Origin of the sequence: Kaistia nematophila, from assembly GCF_026343855.1 — a bacterium.
Taxonomy (GTDB): Bacteria; Pseudomonadota; Alphaproteobacteria; order Rhizobiales; family Kaistiaceae; genus Kaistia; species Kaistia nematophila.
On the sequence record NZ_JAPKNK010000007.1, the window covers coordinates 15,549 to 36,052 of the forward strand.

The 20,504-nt window shown below is 67.4% G+C and carries 18 protein-coding genes; 10 read left to right on the forward strand and 8 right to left on the reverse strand.

The genetic code is table 11. The features are described 5' to 3' along the window. Positions 1-29: 29 nt before the first annotated feature. Together OSH07_RS16110 and OSH07_RS16115 are read right to left on the reverse strand one after the other, a co-directional pair. On the reverse strand, positions 30-455 hold the full coding sequence (locus tag OSH07_RS16110; RefSeq protein WP_266339703.1) for a bleomycin resistance protein: 426 nt from the start codon (positions 453-455) through the stop codon (positions 30-32). Next, entirely contained in the window at positions 452-1,333 is an 882-nt protein-coding gene (locus OSH07_RS16115) for a LysR substrate-binding domain-containing protein (RefSeq protein ID WP_266339704.1), read from the reverse strand. Before OSH07_RS16115 ends, OSH07_RS16110 begins: the two co-directional genes overlap by 4 nt. 287 nt (positions 1,334-1,620) lie before the next feature. Here OSH07_RS16115 and OSH07_RS16120 point away from each other — a divergent pair, with 287 nt between their 5' ends. Next, on the forward strand, positions 1,621-1,971 hold the full coding sequence (locus OSH07_RS16120) for a DUF1127 domain-containing protein (protein ID WP_266339705.1): 351 nt from the start codon (positions 1,621-1,623) through the stop codon (positions 1,969-1,971). A gap of 113 nt (positions 1,972-2,084) precedes the next feature. Here OSH07_RS16120 and OSH07_RS16125 read toward each other — a convergent pair whose 3' ends face one another. The 3 genes from OSH07_RS16125 to OSH07_RS16135 form a co-directional block, all read right to left on the reverse strand. Further along, a complete protein-coding gene (locus tag OSH07_RS16125) occupies positions 2,085-2,780 on the reverse strand; it encodes a DUF937 domain-containing protein (RefSeq protein ID WP_266339706.1) in 696 nt (231 codons plus the stop codon). A gap of 71 nt (positions 2,781-2,851) precedes the next feature. Then, positions 2,852-3,676 (reverse strand): universal stress protein, encoded by an 825-nt coding sequence (locus tag OSH07_RS16130; protein ID WP_266339707.1) that lies wholly within the window; start codon positions 3,674-3,676, stop codon positions 2,852-2,854. Between the two features lie 92 nt (positions 3,677-3,768). Further along, positions 3,769-5,139: a glutamate--cysteine ligase gene (locus tag OSH07_RS16135; RefSeq protein WP_266339708.1), complete on the reverse strand. Its 1,371-nt coding sequence runs from the start codon at positions 5,137-5,139 to the stop codon at positions 3,769-3,771. A gap of 159 nt (positions 5,140-5,298) precedes the next feature. Here OSH07_RS16135 and OSH07_RS16140 point away from each other — a divergent pair, with 159 nt between their 5' ends. Continuing rightward, complete coding sequence (locus OSH07_RS16140) at positions 5,299-6,045, forward strand: SDR family NAD(P)-dependent oxidoreductase (RefSeq protein WP_266339709.1); 747 nt, start codon at positions 5,299-5,301, stop codon at positions 6,043-6,045. Between the two features lie 45 nt (positions 6,046-6,090). Here OSH07_RS16140 and OSH07_RS16145 read toward each other — a convergent pair whose 3' ends face one another. After that, the gene (locus OSH07_RS16145) at positions 6,091-7,047 is read right to left on the reverse strand and encodes a DMT family transporter (RefSeq protein ID WP_266339710.1); all 957 of its coding nucleotides are present in this window, start codon (positions 7,045-7,047) and stop codon (positions 6,091-6,093) included. Between the two features lie 277 nt (positions 7,048-7,324). Here OSH07_RS16145 and OSH07_RS16150 point away from each other — a divergent pair, with 277 nt between their 5' ends. The 5 genes from OSH07_RS16150 (at position 7,325) to OSH07_RS16170 (ending at position 14,434) form a co-directional block, all read left to right on the forward strand. Then, positions 7,325-8,677 (forward strand): efflux RND transporter periplasmic adaptor subunit, encoded by a 1,353-nt coding sequence (locus OSH07_RS16150; RefSeq protein ID WP_266339711.1) that lies wholly within the window; start codon positions 7,325-7,327, stop codon positions 8,675-8,677. Then, the gene (locus tag OSH07_RS16155; protein ID WP_266339712.1) at positions 8,674-11,826 is read left to right on the forward strand and encodes an efflux RND transporter permease subunit; all 3,153 of its coding nucleotides are present in this window, start codon (positions 8,674-8,676) and stop codon (positions 11,824-11,826) included. The genes OSH07_RS16150 and OSH07_RS16155 overlap by 4 nt, the downstream gene beginning before the upstream one ends. Before the next feature lie 107 nt (positions 11,827-11,933). Beyond that, positions 11,934-12,635, forward strand: coding sequence for a type 1 glutamine amidotransferase (locus OSH07_RS16160; RefSeq protein WP_266339713.1), 702 nt, complete (start codon positions 11,934-11,936; stop codon positions 12,633-12,635). Positions 12,636-12,734: 99 nt separating this feature from the next. Beyond that, entirely contained in the window at positions 12,735-13,535 is an 801-nt protein-coding gene (locus OSH07_RS16165) for a transporter substrate-binding domain-containing protein (RefSeq protein WP_266339714.1), read from the forward strand. A gap of 86 nt (positions 13,536-13,621) precedes the next feature. After that, a complete protein-coding gene (locus OSH07_RS16170) occupies positions 13,622-14,434 on the forward strand; it encodes an amino acid ABC transporter permease (protein WP_266339715.1) in 813 nt (270 codons plus the stop codon). 174 nt (positions 14,435-14,608) lie between these two features. Here OSH07_RS16170 and OSH07_RS16175 read toward each other — a convergent pair whose 3' ends face one another. Beyond that, a complete protein-coding gene (locus tag OSH07_RS16175; RefSeq protein WP_266339716.1) occupies positions 14,609-15,406 on the reverse strand; it encodes a FadR/GntR family transcriptional regulator in 798 nt (265 codons plus the stop codon). 112 nt (positions 15,407-15,518) lie between these two features. Between OSH07_RS16175 and OSH07_RS16180 the strand changes: the two genes are divergently transcribed. Continuing rightward, on the forward strand, positions 15,519-16,655 hold the full coding sequence (locus OSH07_RS16180) for an alpha-hydroxy acid oxidase (protein ID WP_266339946.1): 1,137 nt from the start codon (positions 15,519-15,521) through the stop codon (positions 16,653-16,655). Between the two features lie 55 nt (positions 16,656-16,710). Then, positions 16,711-17,988 (forward strand): DUF3422 family protein, encoded by a 1,278-nt coding sequence (locus OSH07_RS16185; protein WP_266339717.1) that lies wholly within the window; start codon positions 16,711-16,713, stop codon positions 17,986-17,988. On the opposite strand, the gene OSH07_RS16190 is transcribed toward OSH07_RS16185, so the two are convergent. After that, on the reverse strand, positions 17,985-18,917 hold the full coding sequence (locus OSH07_RS16190; RefSeq protein ID WP_266339718.1) for a LysR family transcriptional regulator: 933 nt from the start codon (positions 18,915-18,917) through the stop codon (positions 17,985-17,987). The two genes, OSH07_RS16185 and OSH07_RS16190, sit on opposite strands and share 4 nt — an antisense overlap. A 126-nt stretch (positions 18,918-19,043) precedes the next feature. On the opposite strand from OSH07_RS16190, the gene OSH07_RS16195 reads away from it, so the two are divergent. Further along, the gene (locus OSH07_RS16195) at positions 19,044-20,477 is read left to right on the forward strand and encodes an FAD-linked oxidase C-terminal domain-containing protein (RefSeq protein WP_266339719.1); all 1,434 of its coding nucleotides are present in this window, start codon (positions 19,044-19,046) and stop codon (positions 20,475-20,477) included. Positions 20,478-20,504 lie beyond the last annotated feature (27 nt).

The following is a 20,504-nucleotide window of genomic DNA, read 5'->3' on the forward strand; positions in this document are numbered from 1 at the left end:
GCTGCCTCGTTCCCAATGGAGTACGGACCCTAGGAGACCGCAGGCCTCGTGCCCAGGCTGGTGAAGAAGCGCAGCAGATAGCCGTCGGGGTCGGCGACGACGAATTGGTGGTGACCGAGCTCTTCCGTTTCGCGCCGATACCAGCGCTCCTCGAAGGGGAGGGTGATCGGCGCGGCGTCGCGCATCCGCTCCCAGAGCTTGCCGACATCGTCGACCTCGATCTGGAAGTTGACGCCGCGGCCGAACGGACGCTGCAGCGGCGCGGCATGGAAGCGCCGGCCGGGGCCTTCCGCCTCCTCCAGCATCAGATGCACGCCGTCGCGGTCGAGATAGGCGAAGCCTTCTTCCGGCCTGCCATAGGCAAGGCGGAAGCCGGCGAGCCCGACATAGAAGCGCAGCGCCTCCGCGAGGCTGGTGACTTCCAGTTCCGGAACCAGCCGGGGCGGTTTGGTCATTCGGCCGCGATCTGCATGGAGAGGTTGTCGAGCGACGACACGATATGCTCGGCGAGGGCGTCGACGATCGGGTTGGAGGGCTTGTTCCACGCCCGCACCAGCCCGATTTCGCAGGGCGGCAGGCGCGGGAAGCCGTCCGCCTCGCCGAGGACACGCATGCCCGGGCGCAGCGCCGATTCCGGCATCACCGAGATCGCCAGCCCGGCGAGGACGGCGGCGGAGACGGCGGTCGAATTATTGCTGGAATAGAGGATGCGGTAGCGCCGTCCGATCGGGCTCAGCGCTTCGATCGCGCTCTTGCGCCAGCAGCAGGTGTCGCGGCCGAGCGCCAGCGGCAGCACGTCGTCCTGTTCCAGCTGGTGATGGTTGGAAACGACCCAGAGCAGGGGCTCCTGCCGGACGACCTCGGTCATCGGCGTGCCCTTGATGTTGGTGATGATGCCGAGATCGAGCCCGCCCTCGCGCAGGCATTCGATCAGCTGCACGGTCGGCTCGCAGACGACCGTCACCTCGACGCGCGGGTTGGAGCGCGAGAAGCGCGCCAGGATTTCCGGCAGGAAGCGGTCGGCATAGTCGTCCGGCGTGCCCAGGCGGACGCGGCCGGAAAGCTCGTCGTCGTCGAAGGCGGCCATCGTCTCGTCGGAAAGGCGGACCATGCGGCGGGCATAGCCGAGCAGGCGCTCGCCGTCCTCGGTCAGCTTGGCGCTGCGCCCGTCGCGGCCGAAGATTGGCTTGCCGATCCGCTCTTCCAGCCGTCGCATCTGCATCGAGACGGCCGACTGCGTCTTGTGGACCGTCTCGGCGGCCCGCGTGAAGCTGCCGGAATCCGCGATGGCGACGAAGGTCCGCAACTGGTCGAGATCGAGCATCGTGGCCATGGCATTTCTCCCGATCGATGCAGGAACCGTTCCGGATCTCGCGGAAATCCCGACGTTTCGCCCGCGAACGAAGCATCGGCGTTTCGGCTGGAACGGTCCGCCGGGAGGGTGCAAGAAGCAGCCGCACCCGGACGACATGCATCATCAATTACGATGGCTGATATTAGAAACATTCGTTGGAATGATCAATCGCGACGGGGCATCTTGAGGCTGTACCCAAGACGCGTGCCGGGCAGCCCCTTCGAGACGATCGAAGGAACCCTTCACGCTTGCCGACGGAGGCTGACATGACCACATTCGAAACGTATACCCCGCATGCACGCGTGTCGCGTGGCCGCCAGATCCTGACGATCGGCGCCGGCGTCGCTGGCGCTCTGGTTACGCGCTTTCGTATCTGGAAAAATCGTCGTTCCGTGGCGCGCCTTCTGCAATGGGACGCGCATATGCTGCGCGACATCGGCCTGACGGAAGGCGACGTCTATTCCGCCCTCGCGTCCCGTGCCGACCAGGATGCCTCGGTGCAGCTTTCGATGCGGTCGCTCGAGCGCCGCTACGCCAACCGTGCGCAGGCGCAGGATCGTCTCGCACAGGCTGCCGAACTGCGCGGCCCCGCCGCACGCTATGAGCGCAAGGCCTGAGCCCCACGGGCCTTGCTCACCCCTGCAGCCGGAACCCCAAGATCCCCTGGCGGTTCCGTACTTGGCCCGCCGCGCATGTGGCGGGCCTTTTTCATTCCGCGGACGCCGGTGCCTCAGTCCTTCTTCGGCAGGGTCGTGAAGCGGTCGAAGATCATCTCCATCGACTTGCGATAGCTGTTCTGCATGCTGCGGCTGGCATCGAACAGGCGGTCGATCACCTCTTCGTTGCTCATCGGCTCGTCGTTCGGATCCGGCTCCGGTTCTTTCTCGGGGCCGAGGAAGCTTTCCATCAGTGTGACGAATGGCAGGTCGGGCCGCTTCTTCGGCGCCGGCTTCGGCGGCGGGCCACCGGTCATCTCGCGCATCATGGCGAGGAAGGGGTTGGCGTCGGCCTTGGTCTGCCGCTGCAGCCCACCCATCATCATGTTGGCCATGACCGGCATCATCCGCCGCACCACGTCCTGCGTGATTCCCGTCGTCGCCTCGACCTGCAGGGCAACCGCGCGGGCGATCTCCGGCGAGCCGAACATCCGCTCGACGATGCTTTCGCCGTCGGCCTGGGCGCGCGGCGTCAGCGCGGCGAGAGGGTTCTCGAAATAGGACTGGAACTGCCCGGCGCCGACCTTTTGCCAGAAGGCGGCGACGCCGAACGGATCGGCGGCGCTGCGCCGGAGTCCGAGCCAGAAGGCCGGCATCATGGCTTCGAACGCCTTCGCCTGCTGGTCCGGGGAGATGCCGAACTCCTTGGCCATGGACGCGGCGAAGGCCCCTTGCTGGGCCTCGAGCATCAGATCGTAGAACGTCTTCATCGCGTGCTCCCGCAGCCCGTCAGTCAGCGTCGCGCGGCATCGGTCGGCGTCGACCAATGTCCGCCGGCCGGCTAGTGCGTCATCAGCACCGGCAGGGCCAGGTCGTTGAGCATGCCGCGCGTCGCCCCGCCGAGGATCCACTCGAGCAGGCGGCTATGGCCATAGGCGCCCATGACGATGATGCCGGCGTCGGCGTCGATGGCCGCCTGGCGGATGGCCTTGGCGACGTCCTTGCCGGGATTGGGCACCTTGCGGATGCTGCTCTCGACGCCGTGGCGCAGCAGGTGGCCGCAGAGCCGCTCGCCGGTCGGCAGCTTCTTGCCGTCGTCGACCAGGACGATCTCGACATGCTTGGCCATCTTGAGGAATGGCATGGCGGCGCGGACGGCGCGCGAGGCGGTGATGGTGCCGTCCCAGGCGATCATGATCCGGCTCGGATCGATCGTCGTCTTGCCCTGGCGCGGCACGATCAGGAGCGGCGAGCCGGCGTTGAACAGCACGGCCTCGGTTAGCGCCTCGCGCACAGGCTCGGGATGGTCGGGATCGTCTTCGCCGATGATGACGAGATCGGCGAGGCGGACCTCGTGCACGATGCCGTCGAGGCCGCCGCCGGCCATGACGTCGACCAGATGCGCCTCGCCGTCGATGCCGGTTTCGGCGGCGATCTGGTGGAAGGCGTCGATCGCCGTCTCGGCTTCCTTGAGCGCCTGGTTGCGGGCGCTGATCATGAAATCGGCCGGGACGGGGGCGACCGCATAGCCCGGCACGATCGGATCATAGGCGAGCGAAAGGCCGGTCAGGTGCGCTTCGAGGCGCTTGGCGAGATCCGCGGCGGCGCGGACGGCGCGCCGTTCGCCGGCGAGATCCACGACGACGCTGATGTCCTTGATATCCATGATGCGCTTCCTTGACTTATCTCGACCGAGGCGAGGCTAGAGTCTACTCCGCCCACGCGCTTTGAGAAGGATCAATCGACAAGAATGCGCAACTAGTAGGCGTGGCGGCGGAAGACCTCGCCGATATCGCCGTTCCACTCGGTGCGGCACTCGTGCAGCAGCCTTTCGGCGAGCGTCTGGCCGCTGGCGACGATCTCTTCGAGCGGCTGCAGGTGGACGGCTTCGTCATGACCGTCGCTGTTCAGCTGGTTGCGGGCGGCGAGACCGCGGCGCGAGATCTGCAGCATGTCGCGGGCGATGTCACGTACCGTGCGATTGCGGAACGGCGTCGCAAGCGCCGTGCGCGGAACGCCGTCGCGCAGCGCCTGGCGCTCCTCCGCCGTCCAGTCCTTGACCAACTCCCAGGCCGCGTCGAGCGAGGCCTGATCATAGAGCAGGCCGACCCAGAGCGCCGGCAGTGCCGTCAGCGACCGCCACGGGCCGGCATCGGCGCCGCGCATCTCGATGTACTTCTTCAGCCGCACATCCGGGAACAGCGTGGTCAGATGGTTGTTCCAGTCGGAAAGCGTCGCCACCTCGCCCGGCAGAGACGGCAGCTCGCCCTTCAGCAGGTCGCGGAACGACTGGCCGGCGACATCGTGATAGGTGTCGCCGCGCTTGACGAAATACATCGGCACGTCGAGCGCCCAGTCGACATAGCGCTCGAAGCCGAAGCCGTCCTCGAACGCGAACGGGATCAGGCCGGAGCGCTGGTTGTCGGTGTCGCGCCAGATCTCGGCGCGGTTCGACAGAAGGCCGTTGGCATTGTTGTCGAGGAAGGGCGAATTGGCGAACAGCGCGGTCGCGATCGGCTGCAGCGCCAGCGAGACGCGCATCTTCTTGACCATGTCGGCTTCGTCGGCGAAGTCGAGGTTCACCTGCACCGTCGAGGTGCGGAACATCATGTCGAGGCCCCGCGTGCCGACCTTCGGCATGTAGCGCGCCATGATCTCGTAGCGCGATTTCGGCATCACCGGGGTCTCGGCCAGCGACCAGATCGGCGAGGTGCCGAGGCCGATGAAACCGACGCCGAGCGGCGCCGCGCATTCGCGCACCTGGGCGAGATGCGCATGCAGCTCGCGGCAGGTCTGGTGGATCGTCTCGAGCGGCGCGCCGGAAAGCTCGAACTGGCCGCCGGGCTCCAGCGAGATGGCGCCGCCGCCGACCGGATCGACGAGGCCGATGATCAGGCCGCGATCCTCGATTGGCTGCCAGCCGAGCAGGCCTTCCATCAGGCGCAGGATGCGTTCGATGCCGCGCGGACCCTCGTAGGGAACGGGCTTCAGGTCATCGCTATAGAAGCCGAATTTCTCGTGCTCGGTGCCGATCCGCCACTGGGCCTTGGGCTTGGAGCCGCTGGCGATTACGTCGACGAGTTCGTCGCGCGATTCGACGATCGTGGAATCGGTAGCGTCGCGGGCCATGAGTACTCCGAAGCAGTGAGGCGCGGCACCTTAGCGGCGTGCCGCAGGAACGGCAATGGACGCGTCCTTCGCCCGCAAAACTGCGGCCGGCGGTGGACCAGAAGCCTGAATCAGTGCACCGATACCACCCGGGAAGCGCTTTCTGGGAGGAAAATCAGAATGTCCGATTCGACGAGGCCTGCAGCCATCATCACTGGGGGAACGCGCGGCATCGGCGCGGCGATCGCACGCGCGCTGGCGGCGCGGGGCGTCGACCTCGTCCTCTCCGGCCGTCACCGCGACGAGCCGGTGGAAAAGCTGATGCGCGAACTGGGCGCGATCACCGGCGTCCTGTTCCATGCCGCCGACGCGGCCGACCCGGCCTCCGCGCCGGCGATCGTCGATGCGGCGCTCGCCCGCTTCGGCCGCATCGACTATCTCGTGCCCTCGGCCGGCGGCGCGGTTCCCGGCACGGCGCTGACCGTGACGCCGGAAGCGTGGGAGAACGCCTTCCGCGTCCATGTCCATGCGCCCTTCCATCTCTTCCGCGCGGCGCATGCTTCCCTTGCCAAGCAGGGCGGGGCGATGCTGCTGATCTCGTCGGTGGCGGGCCTGCGCGGCTGTCCCGCGACGATCGCCTACCAGACGGTCAAGGGCGCGCTGCCGCAGATGGGCCGGGCGCTGGCGCGCGACCATGGCCATGAGGGCATCCGCATCAACACGATCTGCCCCGGCATCATCGAGACGCGCTTTCACGAGGCGATGACGCCGGAGGCGCGCGCCAACAACCTCGCCAACCGCATCCCGCTGCAGCGCCTCGGTTCGCCCGAGCAGGTGGCGACCGCCGCCGTCGAGCTCCTGACCAACGAGTTCATCACCGGCGAGACGCTCGTCGTCGACGGCGGCATGAGCATGCGGATGGTCTGATCGCGCAACCCGGAAGGCCGCGGCCCTCCGGGGCCTTCCCGTTGCTCAGCGCCTGCCGAGCACGATCACGTTGCCGACCATCACCAGTGCAAGGCCGGCGATCGCGAAGATCGTCCAGTGATAGCCTTCGGCGAAAGTCGAGATCAGAAGCGCGAAGACGGGGAACAGCACCGTCGAATAGCCGGCCCGGCCGGAACCGATCCGCCCCAGCAGGGTCAGATAGGCGAAGAAGGCGATCACCGACGAAAGCAGCGACAGCCAGAGCCACGAGGCGATATACTGCAATGACCAGTCGATGATGAACGGCTTGCCGAGGATGGCGGCTGTCAACGCCAGGATCGCCGTGCCATAGGCCATGCCCCAGGCGCTGGCCGAGACGACCGGGATGCCGCGTTTCTGCGTCGAGGCGGAAATCATGTTGCCGATACAGAAGAACAGCGTGCCGCCGACGCAGAGCAGCAGGCCGATCGCTGCGTCGTGGTCGATCTCGGTGCCGGCGATCTCCGGCCAGAACATCAGCGCAACGCCGCCGAAGCCGAAGGCGGCGCCGAGCAGGATCCGCCGGTCGATCGGCTGGCTCAGGAAGATGGCGCCGAGCAGCATGTTGAAGACGGAGGCGAGCGAGAAGATGACGGCGAGCAGGCCCGAGGCCAGTTTGGCGCCGCCGACATAGAACTGCAGGAAGTTCATCGAGAAGATGAAGAAGCCGAGCCCCGCGAAGCGCAGATGCTCGGCGAGCGGGAAGGCGAGGCGATAGCGGCGGAGGACGGCCCAGCCGAACATCACCAGCGAGGCGAGCAGGAACCGCCAGGTCAGCGCCACCTGGGGCGCGACGACGCCGAGCTGCAGCTTCAAGGCGATCCAGCTGGTGCTCCACGCGAAGACGGTGACGGCGTAGAGCGAATAGTCGAGCCGGGTCATCGCGCCGCCGGCCGGTTTTGGCGCTGGCGGCGTGGCGGCGGCAGTCGCGCCGGCGGGGATCGAATCGGAAAGGGAAGGCATGCGGCGGTCCGATTTGCGGGGGGCAAAGGCCACCGAGAGCAGGAACGTCGAGGCGCGTCCAGCAAATCTTTGTGAGCGAAACCTCACGCATTTTGATGAATCGGCCCGACGGAATTTGGGAATTCGCGGAGAACTGCGCCGAATAACGGCCAAAAAGTGAAGCCCGGCGCTGGGTTAGCGCTGGCTGTGGCCGGCCCGCCGCGAGCTTACCGCGATTTAATGAGGAACCCGAAAGCGATCACCCCATAGCTTAGGTGTACGCAGGGGAAAGCTCATCATGCGCAGATCCGTTGTCCTTGGCTTGGCGGTTGTCGTCGTGCTTGGTTTCGGGGTGGCCTACAAGCAGGGCCTGCTTCCGGCCTGGGTCGACGGCCAGGTGGCGAGCTCGGGCCCTCCGGCCAGCGGGCGCGGCGGCGGCACCGGCAAGGCCGGCGCGCGCAACATGGTTCCCTCCGTCACCGTGGCGACGGCGGAAACCGGCAACCTGCCGGTCCGGCGCTCCACCATCGGCTGGATCAACTCGGTTTCCTCGACGACCGTGACCACGCAGCAGCAGGGCGTCGTCACCACTATCGCCGTGGCGAACGGCGCCGACGTCAAGGCCGGCGACCTGCTCGTCCAGCTCGACGATCGTGCCGCGAAGGCCACGCTGGCGCGCGACAAGGCGGCGCTGGCGCGCGATCAGGCCACGGTCGTCTCGACCAAGGCGGATCTGAAGCGGGCGCAGGACCTGGTCGCCCGCCAGGTCGATTCCGCCCAGCAGCTCGACCAGGCCGTGGCGGCGGCGGCGAGCGCGGCCGCTGTAGTGCAGCTCGACCAGGCCAATATCGATGCCGACCAGGTCGTGGTCGACGACATGCACATCACGGCGCCGCATGACGGAAGGCTGGGGGCGTTCGCCATCACCGTCGGCAGCCTCGTCCAGCCCGGCACGACGGTGGTCGTGCTGACCGACATGGACAATCTCGAGGCCAATTTCACCGTCTCCGACGCCGATGTCGGCCTGCTGCGCCAGTCGCTTTCGGCCGGCAACGTGCCGGTCCGGGTGTCGCCGTCCAATCCGCCGACCGCTGCGGTCTCCGGCCAGAAGGCGGGCGGCGATCCCGCCCAGGCGACGCCGGCCGCCGCAGCGGAGCCCGCTCCGGTCCCTGCCGCCCAGGCGACCGTCGATTTCATCGACAGCAACATCAACTCGGGCTCCGGCACCATGGCCGTGCGGGCGGCGGTTCCCAACCGGAACCGCGAGTTCTGGCCGGGGCAGGCCGTCAAGGTCGAGATCGACCTCGGCTCCCATAGCGATGTCGTCCTCGTGCCGACCGTCGCCGTGCAGCCCGGCCAGAACGGCTCCAACGTCTTCGTCGTCAAGCCGGACCAGACCATCGATGTCCGCCAGGTGCAGCTCGCCGGCATCGTCGGCGATCGCGCCGGCATCGTCTCGGGTCTCGAGGCGGGCGACAAGGTGGTGACCGAGGGGCAGCTCTCGCTCGCGAACGGCATGAAGGTGACGGTGCGCGATGGCAAGCCGGCTGCGGCCGGCGCTGCGCCCGCCAATGAAGCCCCGAAGACCGACGCGCCACAGAAGAAGTCCGGCATGCCGGAACAGGTCAGCGGATCGGAGGCCAAGCTGTGAAGATCTCCGAACTCTGCATCCGGCGCCCGGTCGCCACGACGCTGTTCTTCCTCGGCATCGCCATGGGCGGCGTCTTCGCATACCAGCAATTGCCGGTGGCCGCCCTGCCGGAGGTCGCCTTCCCGACGATCAGCGTCTCGGCGCAGTTGCCCGGCGCCTCGCCGCAGACGATGGCGACGGCGGTCGCCACGCCGCTGATCAAGCAGTTCGAAACGATATCCGGCATCGACACGATCACCGCCACGAGTTCGCTCGGCAATTCGCAGGTCGTGCTGCAATTCGTGCTGAACCAGAACATCGACACGGCTGCCGGCGACGTCCAGGCGGCGATCGACCGCGCCCTGCGGCAATTGCCGCCCAACATGCAGAACCCGCCCAGCTACCGGAAGGTCAATCCGGCGGATGCGCCGGTCCTGCTGCTGGCGGTGCAGAGCTCGACCCTGCCGATGTCGACGGTCGACGACTTCGCCGAGAACGTCATCTCGCCGAGCCTCTCGACCCTGCCGGGCATCGCCCAGGTCGGCGTCTATGGCGGCCAGACCTATGCCGTGCGCGTTCAGGCCGATCCCAACAAGCTCGCCACCCGCAACATCGGTCTCGACCAGATCTCGACCGCGCTCGCCGCCGCCAACGACCAGACGCCGGTCGGCACGATGCAGAACAAGAGCCAATCGCTGGTCATCGACGCGCCGACGCAGATGGTGAACGCCGAGGCGTTCAAGCAGCTGATCGTCGCCAACCCGAACAACAACCCGGTCCGCCTTTCCGACGTCGCCAACGTCGTCGACAGCGTCCAGAACACTGAGACCGCAGGTTGGTATGACGGCACGCGCTCGATCGTGCTGGCGATCCAGCGGCAGCCGAGCGCCAACACGGTCGCCGTCGTCGACGCCGTCAACGCGCAGCTGCCCAAGCTGATCGCGTCAATGCCCGCCTCGATGACGATCAAGGTGCTGAACGACCGCTCGACCTCGATCCGCGCCGCCATTGCCGATGTGCAGACGACGCTGGCGATCACCATCGGCCTGGTGATCCTCGTCATCTACCTGTTCCTCGGCAAGCTTTCGGCCACCTTCATCCCGGCGCTGGCGGTGCCGCTGTCGCTGGTCGCCGCCTTCGGCGGCATGTATTTCTTCGGCTTCAGCGTCGACAATATCTCGCTGCTCGGCCTGACGCTCGCGGTCGGCCTCGTCGTCGACGATGCTATCGTCATGCTCGAGAACATCATGCGCCACGTCGAGGAGGGGATGCCGCCCTTCGAGGCGGCGCTGGTCGGCAGCCGCGAGGTCGGGCCGACGATCGTCTCGATGACGCTGTCGCTCGTCGCCGTGTTCCTGCCGGTGCTGCTGATGGGCGGCGTGATCGGCCGGCTGTTCAACGAGTTCGGCGTCGTCGTCACCCTGGCGATCGGCGCCTCGATGGTGGTGTCGCTGACGTTGACGCCGATGCTGACGGCCCGGCTGCCGAAGTCCGCCACCAGCCATGTCCGCCGCGGCCCGGCCGCCTGGTTCGAGCGCGGCTTCCTCTGGGTCGAGCACCGCTATGATCGCGGCGTCGGCTGGTGCCTGGCGCATCGCTTCATCATCCTCGGCGTCTTCCTTGCCTCGGTGGCGGCGTCGGGCTGGCTGTTCATGACGCTGCCGAAGGGCTTCTTCCCGCAGGAGGATATCGGCCAGCTCTCCGTCTCCACCCAGGCGCGCCAGGACATCTCCTTCGACGCCATGGTCGGGTTGCAGCGCCAGGTCGAGGCGACCCTGAAGGCCTCGCCCTATGTCGTCCACGTCGCCTCGTTCGTCGGCGGCGGCCCGGGTTCGGTGACGCTCAATTCCGCCTCGCTGTCGGTGCAGCTGAAGCCGAAGGACCAGCGGCCGCCGCTGAACGTCATCCTGAACGACCTGCGGGCGCAGCTCGGGAAGATCGCCGGCATCCGGTCCTACATTCAGCCGGTGCAGAACCTGCGCATAGGCGGCGTCAGCTCGCAGAGCACCTACCAGCTGATGCTGCAATCGGTCGACCAGCCAACGCTGAACGACTGGGCGACGCGGATGACCACGGCGATGCGGGCGGATCCGCATTTCGTCGACGTCGCCAACAACCTGCAGAACAATGCCCTGCAGGCGCGGATCGTCGTTGATCGCGACAAGGCGGATTCGATCGGCATCTCCGCCGCGACGCTGCGCCAGACGCTGGAGGACGGCTTCGGCACGGCGACCGCCGCGACGATCCAGTCGACCGGCTCCAGCTACGACGTCATCCTCGAATATGATCCGCAGCTCGCCTGGTCGGACAGCCTGCTCTCCGACATCCGCGTCCGTTCGGCCTCCGGCAATCTCGTGCCGCTGTCGAGCTTCGCGAGCGTCCAGCGGACCTTCGGGCCGGTGACGGTCAACCAGCTTGGCCAGCTGCCGGCGGCGACCATCTCCTTCAACCTGCCGGACGGCGTCGCGCTCGGCGACGCCACCGCCCAGGTCGAGGTGCTGAAGCAGCAGATCGGCGTGCCGGCCAACGTCTACACCTCTTATGCCGGCACGGCGCAGGTGTTCCAGCAGTCGCTGGCGACGCAGGGCCTGCTGATCTTCGCGGCGATCCTGACCATCTATGTCGTTCTCGGCATGCTCTATGAGAGCTTCATCCATCCGCTGACCATCCTGTCCGGCCTGCCGGCGGCGGCGTTCGGCGCGCTGGTGGCGCTGAAATGGGCCGGGCTCGACCTCTCGGTGATCGCCCTGATCGGCATCCTGATGCTGATCGGCATCGTCAAGAAGAACGCGATCATGATGGTCGACGTCGCCATCGACGGCCAGCGTGAGGGGGGCCTCGAGCCCGAGGCGGCGATCCACCGCGCCGCGGTGCGCCGGTTCCGGCCGATCATGATGACGACCTTCGCGGCGCTGTTCGGCGCGGTGCCGATCGCGCTCGGCACGGGCGCCAGCGCCGAGCTGCGCCAGCCGCTCGGCATAGCGGTGGTCGGCGGCCTGCTCGTCTCGCAGCTTCTGACGCTGTTCATCACGCCGGTCATCTATATCGAGATGGAGCGCTTCAGCCGCTTCCTGTCGAGCCTGCGCCACCGCACGGCCGCGAAGCCCGGCACCGCGCCGGCCGCGCCCGAGACGGGAGCCCAGCCCCTGCCGCAGCCGGCGGCGGAGTAGGTCGAGGCAGTGCGGCACGAGCCTAGAAAAGTCCGCGCCGCGCACTGGCGGAATCGTTCGGTTCGGCATCTATTGGTGGATGCCTCCATCCTGCGAGCCGACCGTCCATGCGCATCCTCGTCGTCGAGAACTATCAAGCCACGTCGCTCGGCCTGATCCGGCCGGCGCTCGCCGCCGCCGGGGCGGTGATCGATGTCCGCCAGGCGCATGAAGGCGATCCGTTGCCCGATGCGCCGGACGGCTACGACGCGATCATCGTGCTGGGCGGCGGCCAGAGCGCGGTCGACGACGAGAAGCATCCCTACCTGCCGCGCCTCGCCAGGCTGATGCGGGCCTTCGGTGACGCCGACAAATCCGTGCTCGGCATCTGCCTCGGTTCGCAGATTCTGGCGCGCGGCTACGGCGCCCGCAACGTCCTCGGCCGGCCGACCGAGTTCGGCTGGCAGGAGGTGACGCCGACCGAGGCCGGGCGCGACGATCCGGTCGTCGGCGTGCTGGATGGGCCGTCGCCCCTGTTTCACTGGCATTCCGACACCTTCACCCTGCCGGAAGGGGCCGTGCACCTCGCCACCAGCGCGATGACGCCGCACCAGGCGTTTCGCATCGGCCGCGCCGTCTACGGCATCCAGTTCCATTTCGAGGCCGATACGGCCCTGGTGCGCGACTGGAGCGACGCCTTCGGCGACGTCGCCGCCTCGATCGATCCCGATTGGCCGGAGCGCCACGCGCGCGAGGAGGGGCCGCTCGGCAGCCGCGCCGACGCGGCCGGCCGGGCGATCGCACGCGCCTGGATTGCGACGATCCGATGAACGGATTCGTCAATCGCGGACCGAACGGCTAAAGCTGGTGCCACCGCGGCCGAGGGGGCTGGCGGCCTTTCTGACCTCAACGAACGCTGGAACCTCACCATGCGCTTTTGGAAGACCATTGCCTTCGCCGCTGCCGCCGCGCTTGCGCTGGGGGCTTCGGCGGCCCGGGCCGCCGATCTGCCCGATCTCAAGGGCCGCACCATCGTCGCCGTCACCGAAAATGCCTACACGCCGCTGAACTTCGTCGATCCGAAGTCGGGGCAGGGCATCGGCTGGGAATACGATGCCTTCAACGGGATCGCGAAGCGCCTGAACGCCAAGGTCGACTGGAAGCTGGCGAGCTGGGATACGATGATCCAGGCCGTGCGCGATGGTCAGTTCGATGTCGGCATGGACGGCATCACCATCAATGACGAGCGCAGGAAGCAGGTCGACTTCTCCGATCCCTACATGATCTCGCAGCAGCTCATGCTGGTCCGCGCCGACGAGAACCGCTTCACCGACGCCGCCAGCTTCAAGCCGAACGACAAGCTTCTGGTCGGCGCCCAGGCCGGCACGACGAATTTCTACGTCGCGGTCTACAACGTGCTCGACGGCGACGAGAAGAACCCGCGGATCAAGCTCTTCGACACGTTCGGCGCCTCGGTGCAGGCGCTGAAGACCGGCGACGTCGACACCGTGCTGATGGATAAGACTTCGGCCGACGGCTACATCGGCGCCTCGCCGGGCTCGTTCAAGGTGGTCGGCGAGCCGCTCGGCACCGAGGAATTCGGCTTCATCCTGAAGCCCGGCTCGGACCTGACCGCGCCGATCAACGCCGCCATCGCCTCGATGAAGGCCGACGGCACCTTCGACAAGCTGAACCAGAAGTGGTTCTACGAGTACCGGGCCGGCCAGTAGGGATCGGCCCCGGCTGTCATCCTGCAGGATGGACTGGCTCTTCTTTCCCCCTCCCGCGGGAGAGGGAAACGCAGCTTGAGTTTTTCATGCCGTCACCTCCGAAAATGCCGCGTCGCGAAATTCCGTATTGGCTGCTCGCCATCGGCCTGCTCGGCGTACTGTTCCTCTGGCTGATCTCCGCGAATGGCGACTATGCGACCATCTTCGCGGCGGTGCGGCAGGGCGTGTTCGTCACGCTCTGGGTGACGTTCATCGCCTTTGCGCTGGCGATGGCGCTCGGCTTGCTGATCGCGCTGGCGCGCACGTCCCGCCATCGCATCCTGCGCGAGATCGCGACCTTCTATGTCGAGATCGTGCGCGGCATCCCCATGCTGGTGCTGTTGTTCTACATGGCGTTTGTCGGGGCGCCGCAACTCGTCGCCTTCTGGAACTGGGTGCTGGCGACGCCGATCGAGCAGGGATGGCTGCCGGGCCTGGGCGTGCGCGATTTCGGCATGACGGCGCGGGCGATCGCGGCGCTGACGATCGGCTATTCGGCCTTTCTGGCCGAGATTTTTCGCGCCGGCATCGAGGCTGTTCCCAAGGGGCAGACGGAGGCGGCAGCCTCGCTCGGTCTGTCGCGCATGAAGACCTTTCGCCTCGTCGTGCTGCCGCAGGCGACGCGCACCGTCCTGCCGCCGATCGGCAACGACTTCGTCTCGATGATCAAGGATTCGGCGCTGGTCTCGGCGCTCGGCGTGCAGGACCTGACCCAGCTCGGCAAGGTCTATTCGTCCTCGACCTTCCTGTTCTTCGAGACCTACAACGTCGTCGCGTTCCTGTACCTCGTCATGACCATCAGCCTGTCGCTGCTGGTCCGCGCCCTGGAGCGCCGCATGGCGAGGAGCGACGCGCGCTAGGGTCAGTCGGGGTCGAACCCTCTCTCGTCATCCCTGCGAAAGCAGGGATCCATATGACCGAGGTCCCCGGCGCTTCGTCGAGCAACCCGGATGAATGGATCCCGGGCCAAGCCCGGGATGACGGCGAGCGTGTTGCCGGAACGCGCCTAGGCGACAAGTCGTTCAGTTAGCCAGCTATTCTCGGCGCACCGGCCGCTTCGCCGTGGCGCGTTCCTCGAACTGCATCAGCCGCAGCGTGCCGATCTCGGCGCGGGCGCCGGCTTCGGCGGCGTCCCGCATCGAGGCCGAGACATAGGCGATGTGATCGATCGCAGCCTTGCGGGCGGCCTCGGGATCGCCGGCGAAGATTGCGTCGCGCAGCGCCTTGTGCTGGGCGAGCAACTGGTCGCGCGAACCGGTCTGGCCGTAGAGGCGGCTGCGGTTGTAGAAGACGCCGTCGGCGAGCAGCCGGTAGCAGGCCCGCAGCACGTGGATGATGACGATGTTGTGCGTCGCCTCGCCGATCGCCTGGTGGAACTCGACGTCGAGCGCCGCCTCGCGCCGGAAATCCGCCTTGTCGTGCTCCGCCTCCATCGCCTCGATGATGCGGGCGAGGATGGTGCGGTCGGCCTCGGTGGCGCGCTCCGCCGCCATTGCTGCCGCCGTCGCCTCGATCTCGCGCCGGAATTCCAGATAGTCGCCGCCCGCCTTGGGGGATTGCGCGATCAGGTCGACGATCGGCGCGGCGAAGATCGCGCCCTCGATCGCCGCCACATAAGTGCCGCCGCCGGGCCGGCTTTCGACCAGCCCGCGCGCTTCCAGCGCCTTCAGCGCGTCGCGCAGGATCGGCCGCGACACGTCGAGCGTCGCCGACAGGTCACGCTCGCCCGGCAGCTTGTCGCCGGGATGCAGCACGCCCTCCAGCACCAGCATCTCGATCTGTCGCGCCACCTCGTCGGCGGTCGCGCGGGAAGGAATCGGTTGAAAGACCATGCGGAAGAGCCTATCAGCGGAAATCAGGAAGTGGTCAAGAAATTGATCCAGTTGGCGGGCGCGGCCCGCATTTCAAGATTTCAGAACCAATTGGAGCGGCGCCATGGGCGGCTTGAAGGACGCAACGAGCATTGCAGACCTGAGACTTTTGGCGAAGCGCCGCGTGCCGCGCGCCTTCTTCGACTATGCCGATCGCGGCTCCTACAATGAGGAAACGATCGACGCCAATTCGGCCGACTTCAAGGAACTGAAGCTGCGCCAGCGCGTCATGGTCGACGTCTCGAACCGCTCGACCGAGGCGACGCTGCTCGGCGAGAAGTTCGCCTACCCCTTCGCCTTCGCGCCCACCGGCCTCACCGGCATGCAGCATGCCGACGGCGAGATCCTCGCGGCCAAGGCCTGCGAGAAGGCCAACATCCCGTTTGCGCTGTCGACCATGTCGATCTGCTCGATCGAGGACGTCGCTGCCGCCACCTCGCGCCCGTTCTGGTTCCAGCTCTACGTGATGAAGAACCGCAACTTCGCGAAGCAACTGGTCGAGCGCGCCATCGCCGCCAAGTGCTCGGCGCTGATCCTGACGCTCGACCTGCAGGTGCAGGGCCAGCGTCACCGCGACATCAAGAACGGCATGACCGTGCCGCCGCAGATCAAGCTGCACAACGTGCTCGACATGGCAACCAAGCTTCCCTGGGCCTTCGAGGTGCTCGGCAGCAAGCACAAGACCTTCGGCAACCTGACCGGCGTCGAGGGCATGAGCGGCGTCAAGTCGCTCGGCCAGTGGATCTCGGGCCAGTTCGACCCGGCGCTGAACTGGGACGACGTCGCCTGGATCCGTTCGATCTGGCCCGGCAAGCTCATCCTGAAGGGCGTGCTCGACGTCGGCGACGCGCAGAAGGCGGTCAACACCGGCGCCGACGCCATCGTCGTCTCCAACCATGGCGGTCGTCAGCTCGACGGCGCGCCGTCGGCGATCTCGCGCCTGCCGCGCATCGTCGACGCCGTCGGCAAGCAGACCGAGATCCTGTTCGACAGCGGCATCCGCTCGGGCCAGGACGTGCTGCGCGCGCTGGCGCTCGGCGCCAAGGGCTGCATGATGGGCAAGGCCTTTCTGTTCGGCCTCGGCGCCGGCGGCGAGGCGGGCGTCTCCAAGGTGATCCAGATCGTCGGCAAGGAGCTCGACGTCTCGATGGCTCTGACAGGTCGTCGCACCCTGGCCGAGATCGACGAAACCGTCATCGACCGGGGTTGAGCCCGGCCCGCCGCCCGCCTACTGCTTGAGTGGGCGGCGCTGGCGGGAGAGGGCGATGCGCGAAGGGCCGAGACGTTTCGAGGATCACCCGCTGCGCGGCGCCGTGCTGCATGAAATTCATGCGCGGCCCTTCCTCATGATGGAAGCGCCGCGCATCGTCCTGAGCTTCGCCTTCATGACGGACGCGGCCCAGTCCGCGGCGGCGCGGGGCAGCCTGGCGGCGCTCTGCGCTCGCAACGGCCTGCCGCAGCCGGCCGCCGATGCGCGCCACCATGTCGTGGATCTCGCCGGCGGCACGCTGCGCTGGGAGAGCCACGCCGAATTCACCACCTATAGCTGGGACGTGCGCGGCAGCGCCGGCGCATTGCCGGCGGATACGCCGTTCGGCGAGGCGTTCGAGCCGCCGGGGCCGCTGATGGTCGCCGTCCGGCTCGACCTCGTGTCCGACGATCGGCCCGTCGCCGACATCCTCGCCTCCTACGATCCGGGTTCGCTGGCGGTTTCCGAGGTGGCCGGCGGGCGCGGCGTGATCGCCAGCGATTTCCGGGAGGATGGCGACGGCTATACGCGGCTGCTGGTCATCGATCGCGGGTTCGAGCCGCAGGAGGCCGGGCCGGTGGTGCAGCGCCTGCTCGAACTCGAGACCTACCGGACGCTGGCGCTCCTGGGCCTGCCGGAGGCGCAGCGCCTGCAGCCGGAGATCCGCCGGATCGAGACCCAGCTGGTGGCGAACACCGCCCGCTTCCGTTCGAGCGAGGGGTTCGAGGCCAATCGGCGGCTGCTCGACGACCTGACGGCGCTCGCCGGCGAACTGGAGGCGGGCGCCGCCGAAAGCGCCTTCCGCTTCGGCGCCAGCCGCGCCTATTCCGAGATCACCCATCTCAGGCTGAACGCGATGAGCGAGCGGCCGACGCCGGGCTATTCGAGCTTCACCGCCTATCTCGCCCGCCGCATGGCGCCGGCGATGCGCACCTGCCAGACGGTCGAGAGCCGCCAGCAGGATCTGTCGCGCAAGCTCGCCCGCGCGGCGGCGCTGCTGCGGGCGCGCGTCGATGTCGAGTTGTCGCAGCAGAACCGGGCGCTGCTCGACAGCATGAACCGCCGCGCCCGCCTGCAGTTGCGCCTGCAGCAGACGGTCGAAGGGCTCTCCGTCGCGGCGATCAGCTATTACATCGTCGGCCTGATCGGCTATCTGGCCAAGGGTTCGCCGGTGGTCGGCTTCGAGCTCGATCCGACGCATGTCACCGCCTTCGCGGTCATCCCGGTGGCGCTGTTCGTCTGGTTCCTTGTCCGCCGCATCCGCTCGCGGCATGACGATGGACATGGCGACTAGGGGGCTTTCGTCGGCGCGAGGATGGGTTCCAGCCCCTGGTCCCAGTGCGGGTGCTCGCCATAGAGCCTGGCGAGATGGTCGATGAACAGCCGGACCTTGGCGGCGAGGAAGCGGCGGCTCGGATAGACCGCATGCACCGCCACGTGCCGCGAGGCGCGATAAGCCGGCAGCACGACGACGAGGCGGCCTTCGCGCAGTTCCGGCCCGACATCCCAGGTCGAGCGGAAGGCGATGCCGAGCCCGGCGAGCACCGCCTCGCGCACCACCTCGTTCGAATTGGTCCTGAGCCGGCCCTCGACATGCACGGTCGCCGGCCCGTCGGGCCCCTCGAGCCGCCAGGGATCCTGGCTGGCGGTGGCGAGCAGCGTATGCCGCGACAGCTCGGCGATGGTCTTCGGCGTGCCGTGCTCGGCGAGATAGGCAGGCGTCGCGCAGAGCAGGCGATGATTCGGCGCCAGCCGCCGCGCCACCAGGCTCGAATCCGTCAGCTCGGCGATGCGGATCGAGACGTCGATGCCGTCCTTGACCAGGTCGACGAACTCGTCCGACAGCACCAGGTTGACCGTCAGGCCGGGATTGGCGGCGTGGAAGGCGCCGAGATAGGGCGCGATGTGCAGTCGGCCGAAGGTGGTCGGCGCCGACACCTTGAGCGTGCCGCGCGCCACGTCCGAGCGCCGGCTGACGAAGGACTCCGCCTCGTCGATCGAGGCGAGGATCTGCACGACGCGGTCGTGAAAGCCGCGGCCGGCCTCGGTCAGAGCGATCTGCCGGGTGGTGCGCTGGAGCAGACGCGTGCCGAGCCGATCCTCCAGCCGCTTCAAGCGCTTGGAGACGACGGCGGGCGAAAGATCCAGCTCGCGCCCCGCCGCCGAAAGGCTTCCGGCGGTGACAACGCGGGCGAAGATCTCCATATCGGATAGTGTGCTCATTGCCTCTACGGTGGCAAAAAATCAGGGCGATTTTCAATCTACCGGCAAGGATGATTGTTTTCTATCCCGGCTTGGGTACAAACCCGTGCGCGCCTAGAGTGGTTCTGAACTGGGAGGGAGGCTGCCATGTCCGCGATTGAGATTCCGAAGCCGGATCCGCGCATCCTCGCGCGCCGGGCGGAGATCCTCGCCGGCCTCGCCGCGCTGGTGCCGCCGACCTCGCTGATCACCGAGGAGGACGAGCGCCGCGCCTATGAGACGGACGCGCTCACCGCCTATCGCCGCGTGCCGCTCGCCGTCGTGCTACCGGAAACCACCGAGCAGGTTTCCAGGGTGCTGACATTCCTGAACCGGGAAGGCGTCAAGGTCGTCGCCCGCGGCGCCGGCACGTCGCTCGCCGGCGGCGCCATTCCGAGCGAGGACGCCGTGGTGCTCGGCGTCTCGAAGATGAGCCGCATCCTCGACGTCGACACCGCCAACCGCACCATCCGCGTCGAGGCCGGCGTCACCAATCTCGGCGTTTCCGGCGCCGTCTCGCATCTCGGCTTCTTCTACGCGCCCGACCCGTCGAGCCAGCTCGCCTGCACCATCGCCGGCAACATCGCCATGAACTCCGGCGGCGCGCATTGCCTGAAATACGGCGTCACCACCAACAACGTGCTGGGCGTCAAGATGGTGCTGATCGACGGCACCATCGTCGAGCTCGGCGGCGCGCATCTCGATGCCGCCGGCTACGACCTGCTCGGCCTCATCGTCGGCTCGGAGGGCCAGCTCGGCGTCGTCACCGAGGCGACGCTTCGCATCCTGCCGCTCGCCGAGGGCGCCCGGCCGATGCTGATGGGCTTCCAGTCGGCCGAGGACGCCGGCGCCTGCGTCGCCGCCATCATCGCCTCCGGCATCATTCCGGTCGCGATCGAATACATGGACCGGCCGGCGATCAAGGTCTGCGAAGCCTTCGCCCATGCCGGCTATCCGCTCGACGTCGAGGCGCTGCTGATCATCGAGGTCGAGGGTTCCGAGGCCGAGATCGAGGATCTGATCGGGCGCATCACGACGATCGCCGCCGACTACAACCCGTCCGGCCTGCGCATCTCGCAATCGGAAGCCGAGAGCGCCGCGATCTGGAAGGGGCGCAAGTCCGCCTTCGGCGCCATGGGCCGCCTGGCTGACTATATCTGCATGGATGGCACCATCCCGACCGGCCAGCTTTCGGCCGTTTTGACCGGCATCGCCCGGATCTGCGAGGGCTACGGGCTGCGCGTCTCCAACATCTTCCATGCCGGCGACGGCAACCTCCACCCGCTGGTGCTCTTCAATGCCAACGACCCGGCCGAGCAGGAAAAGGCCGAGCGCTGCGGCGAGGACATCCTGAAGCTCTGCGTCGAGCTCGGCGGTTGCCTGACCGGCGAGCATGGCGTCGGCATCGAGAAGCGCGACCTGATGACCTATCAGTTCAACACCATCGATCTCGACCAGCAGATGCGGGTGAAGACCGCGCTTGATCCGCAATGGCTGCTCAACCCGCACAAGGTGTTCCCGCTCGCGGGACGCCCCGTCTGATGCCCGAAATGCCCGTCTTGCAGGAAG